Origin of the sequence: Arthrobacter sp. NQ7 (assembly GCF_029581595.2) — a bacterium.
Classification (GTDB): domain Bacteria; phylum Actinomycetota; class Actinomycetes; order Actinomycetales; family Micrococcaceae; genus Arthrobacter; species Arthrobacter phenanthrenivorans_B.
Genome location: NZ_JARFXU020000052.1, coordinates 1 through 2,604, shown reverse-complemented (window position 1 = coordinate 2,604; position 2,604 = coordinate 1). Strand labels below are relative to the sequence as shown.

The following is a 2,604-nucleotide window of genomic DNA, read 5'->3' as shown; positions in this document are numbered from 1 at the left end:
TGTGTCTGTTGTTTGAGAACTCAATAGTGTGCCAAGTTTGTTGATACCGATTATGTAATGTGATTGGTTGAAATGTGCTGTGTGCGCCACCCCGTGGTGTGCATGGTTTTTTTAGCTGGTTTCAAATTTTGTGCAGCCTTTGTCGCCGTTATTTCCGGTGGTTTTGGTTGTGTCTGTTTTTGTTTTACTTCAACGGAGAGTTTGATCCTGGCTCAGGATGAACGCTGGCGGCGTGCTTAACACATGCAAGTCGAACGATGATGCCCACTTGTGGGTGGATTAGTGGCGAACGGGTGAGTAACACGTGAGTAACCTGCCCTTGACTCTGGGATAAGCCTGGGAAACTGGGTCTAATACCGGATATGACTGACTATCGCATGGTGGTTGGTGGAAAGCTTTTGTGGTTTTGGATGGACTCGCGGCCTATCAGCTTGTTGGTGGGGTAATGGCCTACCAAGGCGACGACGGGTAGCCGGCCTGAGAGGGTGACCGGCCACACTGGGACTGAGACACGGCCCAGACTCCTACGGGAGGCAGCAGTGGGGAATATTGCACAATGGGCGCAAGCCTGATGCAGCGACGCCGCGTGAGGGATGACGGCCTTCGGGTTGTAAACCTCTTTCAGTAGGGAAGAAGCGAAAGTGACGGTACCTGCAGAAGAAGCGCCGGCTAACTACGTGCCAGCAGCCGCGGTAATACGTAGGGCGCAAGCGTTATCCGGAATTATTGGGCGTAAAGAGCTCGTAGGCGGTTTGTCGCGTCTGCCGTGAAAGTCCGGGGCTCAACTCCGGATCTGCGGTGGGTACGGGCAGACTAGAGTGATGTAGGGGAGACTGGAATTCCTGGTGTAGCGGTGAAATGCGCAGATATCAGGAGGAACACCGATGGCGAAGGCAGGTCTCTGGGCATTAACTGACGCTGAGGAGCGAAAGCATGGGGAGCGAACAGGATTAGATACCCTGGTAGTCCATGCCGTAAACGTTGGGCACTAGGTGTGGGGGACATTCCACGTTTTCCGCGCCGTAGCTAACGCATTAAGTGCCCCGCCTGGGGAGTACGGCCGCAAGGCTAAAACTCAAAGGAATTGACGGGGGCCCGCACAAGCGGCGGAGCATGCGGATTAATTCGATGCAACGCGAAGAACCTTACCAAGGCTTGACATGAACCAGACCGGGCTGGAAACAGTCCTTCCCCTTGTGGGTTGGTTTACAGGTGGTGCATGGTTGTCGTCAGCTCGTGTCGTGAGATGTTGGGTTAAGTCCCGCAACGAGCGCAACCCTCGTTCTATGTTGCCAGCACGTGATGGTGGGGACTCATAGGAGACTGCCGGGGTCAACTCGGAGGAAGGTGGGGACGACGTCAAATCATCATGCCCCTTATGTCTTGGGCTTCACGCATGCTACAATGGCCGGTACAAAGGGTTGCGATACTGTGAGGTGGAGCTAATCCCAAAAAGCCGGTCTCAGTTCGGATTGGGGTCTGCAACTCGACCCCATGAAGTCGGAGTCGCTAGTAATCGCAGATCAGCAACGCTGCGGTGAATACGTTCCCGGGCCTTGTACACACCGCCCGTCAAGTCACGAAAGTTGGTAACACCCGAAGCCGGTGGCCTAACCCCTTGTGGGAGGGAGCTGTCGAAGGTGGGACTGGCGATTGGGACTAAGTCGTAACAAGGTAGCCGTACCGGAAGGTGCGGCTGGATCACCTCCTTTCTAAGGAGCACCTACAGCCAGCCACTCATCGTGTATGCGGTGGGGTTGGGGTTGTCAGGAAGCAAGCCCGTTGCGCAGGCGATTGTCCTGCGGCGGGTGCTCATGGGTGGAATATCAACAAATAGCGGCTGTTGTGTTGTCGTGTCCTTCTCTAGTACGAACCCCACCTGGTGGTGGTTCTGGAACGGTGGGCGTGGTGATGTGGTGGTTTTCGTGTTTGGCACACTGTTGGGTCCTGAGGCAACAGGGCCGGGAGATGGCTCCTTCTTTTGTGGGGGGTGTGTTCCGGGTTTGTTTGTTTCTGGTTTTCCTGGCCATGACGGTCCACGCGCTTTTGGGTGTGTGGGGTGTGTGGTTTGGGGTTGTTGTTTGAGAACTACATAGTGGACGCGAGCATCTTGTATAAGAAGCAATTTCCAAGAATATGAACCTGGATCTGGCCGTGGCTGTTGACACCCTTTGGGGTGTTGGGGTTGTGGTTGGTTTCTGTGGTTCTCTCGAGTGTTTTTTGTTTTTGATCTTTGTGGTCAAGTTTTTAAGAGCACACGGTGGATGCCTTGGCATTAGGAGCCGAAGAAGGACGTAGGAATCTGCGATAAGCCTGGGGGAGTCGATAACCGGACTGTGATCCCAGGGTGTCCGAATGGGGAAACCCCGCCAAGCGCGCGAGTGACTTGGTGACCCGTACCTGAACACATAGGGTGCGTGGGGGGAACGCGGGGAAGTGAAACATCTCAGTACCCGCAGGAAGAGAAAACAATAGTGATTCCGTTAGTAGTGGCGAGCGAACGCGGATCAGGCTAAACCGTTCCATGTGTGATAGCCGGCGGGCGTTGCATGGTCGGGGTTGTGGGACTTTCCGTACCAGTTCTGCCGGGCTGGTGGGGTGTGA

General features: G+C 54.9%; 2 rRNA genes. Both read left to right on the top strand.

The annotated features are described in order from the left end of the window. The first annotated feature begins 189 nt into the window (after positions 1–189). Positions 190–1,712: ribosomal RNA gene (locus tag PUN71_RS22960) — 16S ribosomal RNA — on the top strand. Between the two features lie 525 nt (positions 1,713–2,237). Further along, positions 2,238–2,604 (top strand): 23S ribosomal RNA (locus tag PUN71_RS22955); the annotation flags it as partial.